Annotated in this window: 6 protein-coding genes and 1 tRNA gene; 5 read left to right on the plus strand and 2 right to left on the minus strand. The window is 36.5% G+C overall.

Translation table 11 applies throughout. The features are described 5' to 3' along the window. The gene (locus tag F598_RS0113690) at positions 1-2,079 is read left to right on the plus strand and encodes a M1 family metallopeptidase (protein WP_019039641.1); all 2,079 of its coding nucleotides are present in this window, start codon (positions 1-3) and stop codon (positions 2,077-2,079) included. Here the strand turns inward: F598_RS0113690 and F598_RS0113695 are convergent. Then, complete coding sequence (locus tag F598_RS0113695) at positions 2,076-2,600, minus strand: DUF7935 family protein (protein WP_019039642.1); 525 nt, start codon at positions 2,598-2,600, stop codon at positions 2,076-2,078. The genes F598_RS0113690 and F598_RS0113695 overlap by 4 nt on opposite strands. A 204-nt stretch (positions 2,601-2,804) precedes the next feature. Here F598_RS0113695 and F598_RS0113700 point away from each other — a divergent pair, with 204 nt between their 5' ends. From F598_RS0113700 to F598_RS0113710, 3 genes are read left to right on the plus strand one after another with little or no spacing between them, the layout of a single operon-like run. Next, positions 2,805-5,123 carry an ATP-dependent helicase gene (locus tag F598_RS0113700; protein WP_019039643.1) on the plus strand — a complete coding sequence of 773 codons (2,319 nt, stop codon included), beginning with the start codon at positions 2,805-2,807 and terminating at the stop codon, positions 5,121-5,123. Next, positions 5,123-5,758 carry a potassium channel family protein gene (locus F598_RS0113705; RefSeq protein WP_019039644.1) on the plus strand — a complete coding sequence of 212 codons (636 nt, stop codon included), beginning with the start codon at positions 5,123-5,125 and terminating at the stop codon, positions 5,756-5,758. The genes F598_RS0113700 and F598_RS0113705 overlap by 1 nt, the downstream gene beginning before the upstream one ends. Positions 5,759-5,792: 34 nt before the next feature. Then, complete coding sequence (locus tag F598_RS0113710; RefSeq protein WP_019039645.1) at positions 5,793-6,410, plus strand: L-threonylcarbamoyladenylate synthase; 618 nt, start codon at positions 5,793-5,795, stop codon at positions 6,408-6,410. 55 nt (positions 6,411-6,465) lie between these two features. Here the strand turns inward: F598_RS0113710 and F598_RS0113715 are convergent, their stop codons facing one another. After that, complete coding sequence (locus F598_RS0113715) at positions 6,466-7,476, minus strand: M28 family metallopeptidase (RefSeq protein ID WP_026302737.1); 1,011 nt, start codon at positions 7,474-7,476, stop codon at positions 6,466-6,468. A gap of 376 nt (positions 7,477-7,852) precedes the next feature. Here F598_RS0113715 and F598_RS0113720 point away from each other — a divergent pair. Next, positions 7,853-7,937: transfer RNA gene (locus F598_RS0113720), tRNA-Ser, on the plus strand. The last annotated feature ends 91 nt before the right edge of the window (positions 7,938-8,028 follow it).

Here is an 8,028-nt window from a genome sequence, read left to right on the forward strand (position 1 = left end):
ATGATTAGGATTATATGCGCTGTACTTCTATACTCCAGCTTATGTTTTAGCCAACAAACAGATGAGGTAGATTTTTTAGAATTGAATGCAGAAGTAGAAATAGACACTTTAAACCGTCAAGTTAAGGGTTCGGTTCAAGTGAGATTTAATGCACTTCAAAATATAGATTCGGTATATCTGGATGCAGTAGATATGAGTATTGAGCCTCTAAAAGATTCCCCTTATAAAATAGTAGAAAAAGAGGACAAAGTTTGGATCACCAGCAATTTCAAAAAAGGCAAAACCTATATAGCAGAGTTTTCTTACGAATGCCAACCAAAACAAACGGTTTATTTTGTAGGATTTGAGTCTAACTTAAAACAGTACCCATCTCAAGTCTGGACTCAAGGCCAGGGCAAATACACCTCACATTGGTTACCAAGCTTAGATGATATGAATGATAAGTTGATTTTTAATATCACCTACCTAGCCCCTAAAAATTATGAGGTTATCGCCAATGGGAAGTTGAGTAGAACTCGTTCCAGACTCGATCATAAGTCCTGGTCGTACGAGATGAAACACCCAATGAGCAGTTATTTAGTTGCTTTTGCCATGGGAAACTTCAGAGGAACTACATACAAAAGTGATAAGGGTACTCCCCTTCAGTTATATCTCGAAACCAGACATGCTGATAAAGCGAGTTTCACCTATAAACATCATGAAGAAATTTTCAATTTTCTCGAAAGCAAAATCAATGTTGATTACCCCTGGCAAAATTTCAAACAAGTACCCGTTAGAGATTTTCTGTATGCCGGAATGGAAAACACAACTTTAAATATTTTTTCTGATAGCTTTGTGGTTGATAGCATAGGTGGTAATGATAAAAGTTTTGTGAATGTTCAAGCCCATGAATTGGCTCATCAATGGTTTGGAAATCTTGTTACCGAAACCTCATCTCGTCATCACTGGTTGCATGAAGGTTTTGCAACTTTTTATGCCTTGGAAGTGGAGCGTGAAATCTTTGGTGAAGATTACTACTACTTTAAGATTTTTAAATCAGCTGAGGAACTCAAATCTTTAAGTGATAAAGGAAAAGGTCAAGTTCTGGTTAAGACGGGTGGATCCTCGCTAACCTATTATGAAAAGGGAGCCTGGGCACTTATTATCTTGAGAGATATTGTGGGTCAGGAAGTGTTCCAACAGGCCGTCAAAAATTACTTAACTACACATGCCTATAAAAATGTAACCACAGATAGCTTCATGGATGAAGTTGAATCTGTTTACGGTCAAAATTTAACCAATTTTAAAGAAAGGTGGCTATATCAAAAAGCCTTTCAATCCAAACAAACTCTAGGATTTTTAAAGAAAAACGAATTTATTCAAGACTATATGAAATTAGCCGCGTTTAGAGAAACACGGCTAAATTTTAAGAGCGAGCGTCTGGACGAAGCTTTAGATTTCCCAGTAAATGAATACCTCGGGCAAGAAGCGGTATATCAGCTCAGTAATGAAGATATGACCTTAGCACTCCCCATTTATAAAAAGGCATTATCTACGAATAATTTGTTCGTAAGGCAGGCAGTGGCCTCTTCTTTAACGAGGGTTCCTAAAGCACTAAAAACAGAATTTGAAACTTTACTGGATGACGATTCCTACACTACCATTGAAAAGTCATTGTTACATCTTTGGATGTCTTTCCCAGAAGATCGATCACTGTACTTAGATAAGGTGAAGGATGTCATTGGTTTTCAAGATAAAAACGTAAGATTACTATGGCTAACCCTAAACTTGGCTACACCAGATTATGAACCTAAACAAAAAGCGAATACTTTTCAAAAACTAAGCGGACATACCCAACCAAGGTATCCTTATCAGATAAGACAGCATGCCTTCGGCTATTTATATCAGATCAACACGTTTACTCAAAAAAATTACAAAAATCTGATGAAAGGTGTCTTCCATCCCGTCTGGCAATTCAAAAAATTCTGTCGTGAGTTACTAGACACTTTGATGAAAGATGATAAGCATCGAGAGAATATTGAAAAGTTGGCTAAAGGCTTTACAATCCAAGAAAAAACATTTTTCAACAACAGGTATTAAAACAATTGCTTAATCTCAGTTTTAATAAAAGCGATTCCAGTATCACTAGGACTTTGCTTCTCTAATAAATCTGTAAGAATCTCTTCCCTAAGCTTTTGGGCAGTTGTGATCTTATCACTCATATTCGTTCGCCTTATCATTGAAATGGTGGAATTTTTGGAAGCTTTAATGGCATCCCAGCATTTCTGACTCACATAAACCTGCTGAACAAGATTATGTTCAAACTCTTGCTCTATAGAAGCGATAAGAAGGTTTTCATAGTCATATTTGTTATCCCCAATAGGTTTTACTCTGCTAAGTAACTGACCAGGAGAAATGCGTTCTAAAAAGAGAACCAATCTTTCAAAGGCTTGTAATCTAAGTGGGAGCACTTCACTTCTATTTTCTTTTCTTAAGGTTAGGTATTGCATTTCCTTTTGATGCTCTACATAAGTCTTGAAAAAATAAACGCCTATAAAGCCAGCTATAACTGCGGGAAGTAAATAAGCAAGATAATTGAGAAGTTCTGTAAAAGTCGTCATCGATTAATTTTGATTCAAATATAAATATATAAAAGAAATGAAAGCTTTTGAAGAGTAGAGAGAAGCAAAAGAAAACTACGAGGCTCCAAAATATGACTTGAAATGTACTCAAGAATTCATACTTTTATAATTGATAGTCTACCTTACAGAATGCTATCAAATCACTAATTTTGAAGTTTTCTTATAACCTATAAAATTCAACCATTGCAGAATTACATCGATCAATTGAATGAAGCGCAACGAGAAGCTGTTTTGCAAAAAGACGGCCCTATGATTGTTATAGCTGGTGCTGGATCTGGAAAAACACGGGTGCTGACGTATAGAATAGCTTACCTGATGAGTGAAGGTGTGGATTCTTTTAATATTCTCGCTTTAACCTTTACTAATAAAGCAGCAAGAGAGATGAAGCATAGGATCACAGAAATTGTAGGTCCAGAGGCTAAAAACTTATGGATGGGAACTTTCCACTCTGTCTTTGCTAAAATCTTAAGATTTGAAGGAGATAAGCTAGGCTACCCGTCTAACTTTACCATTTATGATTCTAATGATTCACAACAATTGATTAGGACCATTATTAAGGAAAAAAATCTGGATAAGGACATTTATAAGTATAAGCAGATCCAATCCAGGATTTCTTCTTTTAAAAACAGTTTAATTACGGTGAAGGCCTACCATCAAAATCCAGAGTTGCAGGAAGCGGATGCGATGGCCAAACGACCAAGGATGGGAGAAATTTACCAGGAATACGTCGACAGATGTTTCAAATCTGGAGCTATGGATTTTGATGATTTACTTTTGAGAACCAATGAGCTTCTTACTCGTTTTCCAGATGTTTTAGCGAAGTATCAACAAAAATTCAAATACATTCTTGTGGATGAGTACCAGGATACCAACCACTCTCAATATTTGATCGTTAGAGCTCTAAGTGATAGGTTTCAAAACATTTGCGTCGTTGGGGATGATGCTCAAAGTATTTATGCGTTTCGAGGGGCCAATATCAATAACATCCTGAATTTTCAGAAAGACTATGACGATGTTAAATCTTACCGTTTAGAACAGAATTACCGCTCCACCAAAAACATTGTAGAAGCAGCAAACTCGGTTATCGAAAAAAACAAGACCAAACTAGATAAGGTGGTCTGGACCCAAAACACCGAGGGTTCAAAAATTCACGTTAACAGATTGGTCAACGATGCTGAAGAAGGTCGGTTTGTCGCCAGTTCTGTGACAGAAAAGCGAATGCAGGAAGGTGCTAAAAATGGTGACTTTGCCGTTCTATACAGAACCAATGCCCAAAGTAGATCTATTGAAGATGCTTTGAGACGTAAAGATATTCCTTACAGAATTTATGGAGGGCTCTCCTTTTATCAACGTAAAGAAATAAAAGACGTCCTCGCCTACTTAAGGCTCATCATTAATCCTAAAGATGAGGAAGCCCTTAAGCGGGTCATCAATTATCCTTCCAGGGGAATTGGTCAAACCACGCTTGATAAATTAACTCTGGCCGCCAATCATTACAAGCGAACGATTTTTGAAATCATTGAGAATATTGATAAAATCGATTTGAAAATCAATCGGGGTACACAAACCAAGTTGACCAATTTTGTCAATATGATCAAAAGTTTTCAAATCCAAAATGAAAATGCGGATGCTTTTGAAATTGCAGAAGTGGTTACTAAGAAGACAGGTCTCCTACAAGAATTTAAAAAAGATGGAACTCCGGAGGGTATAGCACGGATAGAAAATATTGAAGAGCTCTTAAACGGTATCCGCGATTTCGTGGACGGTCAACAGGAAATTGTCGATGCAGATGGATCGCTTTCTGAATTTCTGGAGGATGTGGCCCTGGCAACAGACCTTGATAAAGAAACTGCAGACGAAGATCGTGTGGCCCTTATGACCATTCACTTGGCAAAAGGTTTGGAATTTCCATACATTTATATCGTAGGATTGGAGGAAGATCTCTTCCCTTCGGCCATGAGCATGAACACCAGGTCTGAACTTGAAGAAGAGCGCCGATTGTTTTACGTCGCCTTAACCAGGGCAGAAAAAGAAGCCTACTTAACCTATGTTTTATCCCGCTACCGCTGGGGAAAACTGATAGATGCAGAGCCTAGCCGGTTTATAGAGGAAATCGATGATCGATACTTAGATTATATGATTCCTAAAGACGATTACCGTTACCAGTCGTTGATAGATAAAGATATTTTTGACGATGTCGATAAAAGTAAGTTGAGGCAAACAAAACCCTCCAACGGGACTCCCCCACCCAGTCATAAACCTACAGAAAATCAATTGAAACGACTCCGGAAAATAAAGCCGGAAGGAGAGCCAATCTCTAAAAATAAAGCGAAACCTATTCAACTCGATGAAGGACAAATGGTTGAGCACACCCGTTTTGGTAAGGGAGAAGTCTTAAAAGTAGAAGGCGTAGGAATGGATAAAAAGGCAGCAATTAAATTTGAAAATGGAGGGGTGAAGAATTTAATTTTGAAATTTGCAAAGCTTAAAATTCTGTCCTGATGCTTTCGGTTTCTAAACTCATAATTGCATTTCTTTCTGTACTGAGTATAATACTTCTTAGCTTTACTTTTTTTCTTGATCCAGATTCAGAATTAAATAGATTAATTCACTATTATGATTTTGGGTTATGCATGATATTTCTTTATGATTTTTTTCATCAATTGTATAAAAGAGAAAAACGCTGGAACTATTTTTACACTTATGGTTGGCTAGATTTATTGTCATCTATTCCTCTGGTAGATCAATTCAGATACGCTAGAGTATTTCGTATCTTTAGAGTTCTGAGGATCATCAAGTCTTTCAAGCTCCTTTATAATTTTATTACCTCCAATAAAAGGGAAAGCCTTTATGGATTAATTGTTTTTACTTCAACCCTTATACTTATTTTGAGTTCTACTCTAGTGCTTTATCTGGAAAAAGATGTAGGTAATATCAAAACCGCAGAAGACGCCCTATGGTGGAGCTATATTACCATAACTACGGTGGGTTATGGTGATTATTTCCCGATAACCAATGGAGGTAAATTAGCGGCAAGCATTCTTATTTTGAATGGTATTGCCATATTTGGAGCTATTGTTTCTTACATCAATGAAAGGGTAAACAACATCAAAAAAAAATCCACTTTAGGCCAATAATTTTGTAACTTAGGAGAAACAAAATCATAGAGGTATGGCAGAACTTATTAGACTTTATGAAGAAAATCCTTCAGAAAAAGAAATCAAACGTATTGTAAAAGTTTTAAAAGACGGAGGTTTAATTATTTACCCAACGGATACAGTTTATGGACTGGGCTGCGATATTAATAATACTAAGGCTTTAGAGAAAATTGCTAGACTAAAAGGAGTAAAGCTTGAAAAGGCTAATTTCTCCTTTGTATGTCAGGATCTGAGTAATCTTTCGGAATACGTTGCTCAGCTGAATTCTGCGACTTTTAAAATCTTGAAACGCAATTTGCCGGGGCCTTATACCTTTATTTTGCCTGGTAATAATAGGTTACCTTCTGTCTTCAAAAAGAAAAAGACTGTAGGTATACGAGTACCCGATAATAAAATTGCACAGATGCTGGTAGAGCATCTTGGTAACCCTATCATTTCCACCTCTATCAAAGATGATGACGATGTGGTAGAATATACCACAGACCCTGAGTTAATATTAGAAAAGTGGGATAAATTAGTGGATATAGTCATTGATGCCGGTTATGGCGATAATGTAGCATCAACCGTTATCGACCTCACAAAACCCGAGCCAGAGCTCATCAGGCAGGGAAAAGGTTCTGCAGATATTTAATATAAAAAAAGACAGCTTAATAAGCTGCCTTTTTTTTATATTAACGACTTCTGATTTATAATGTAGGTTTATCAACAAATGGACGCTCCTCTCTATTAGCGACTTCCCAAGCCGTGTAGAAAACCAGTTTTGCTCTTTTCTCTAAAAGATCATATTCTATCTTTTCCGGTGTATCTGTAGGTTGGTGATAATCTTCATGTACGCCATTAAAATAAAAAATAATGGGAATGTCAAACTTGGCAAAGTTATAATGGTCACTTCTATAGTAGAACCGGTTAGGGTCATTTTCATCATTGTAAGTGTAATCCAAGTCTAAGTTGACGTATTTTGAATTAGCAGCTTCAGAAATTTCATGTAAGTCTGTACTTAATTTATCGCTTCCAATAAGATATACATAATTAGAATTCTCTTCATGTGCCTCATCAATACGACCAATCATATCGATATTTAGATTAGCTACGGTGTTTTCTAGAGGATAAATTGGATTTTCAGAATAGTACTTAGACCCCAAAAGGCCTTTCTCTTCAGCAGTAACATGCAAGAAAACAATTGAACGTTTGGGTCTGTAACCTTCAGAAACAGCCTTTTGAAAGGCTTCTGCGATTTCCATAATCGCAACTGTACCAGATCCATCATCATCTGCGCCATTGTAAATTTCACCGTCTTTCATTCCCACGTGATCATAATGAGAAGTAATGACTAAATACTCTTCTGGCAGTTCACTTCCTTGAATGATTGAAATTACATTTTCGCTTGAAGGGAATCTACCATTAAAAAACGAAGAATCGATGGTCTGGTAGTAAGGTTCATCTTCTTCAGACCCGCCTTGAATATTCAAACTACTATAATAATCTTTAAGGTATTGGGCAGCTTTTTTTTGTCCTTCCATCCCTGTATCCCTTCCTTCAAACTCATCTGAACTAAATGTATACAAGTAATCACTTAATTCTGAGGAGGTGATTGATTTGGCAAAACGCATAGGATCTACTTCTGTTACATCCTTTTTTTGAGTCTTACACCCTACTAAGGCTAAAGCTAATAAAACTGGTAAGAATATTTTTTTCATGAATATGTTGTTTTTTGCTAAAATAAAGGGAATTCCCTTGATTTTCACTAAAACGTGATAAAAATCTACACTGAATTTGAGATATAAAAAGCTTTTACCTCTTCGATACATTGCTTAAGGTGAATGACTGACTTATAAAATCCAGTCTGGTGTTCGTTTTTTACTGAAGCCTTTACAGATTAGATCATAAGAAACACAAGGATTTATTTTATAGAAGGTTTTGGTCTTAAGATTGGAGTATTAGCCTTTTCAGCACCTAAAAAACAAAGGCCAGAGAATTTCGAATTTACCAAAATTGGAATAAAAATTAATTGCAAAAAACAAAGACGAATAATTTTGTGAAATCAAAAAGCTTAGTATATTTGCACTCGCATTTGGAGAAATGGCAGAGTGGTCGAATGCGGCAGTCTTGAAAACTGTTGAGGGTCACACCTCCGGGGGTTCGAATCCCTCTTTCTCCGCAAAAAGAACCCGCAACGAAAGTTGCGGGTTTTGTGTTTTCAGGAGCTTTAAAAACCAAAAGTTTTTAAAAGCGGATGGAAATACAAAACG

The organism is Psychroflexus tropicus DSM 15496, assembly GCF_000378765.1.
GTDB classification, from domain to species: domain Bacteria; phylum Bacteroidota; class Bacteroidia; order Flavobacteriales; family Flavobacteriaceae; genus Psychroflexus; species Psychroflexus tropicus.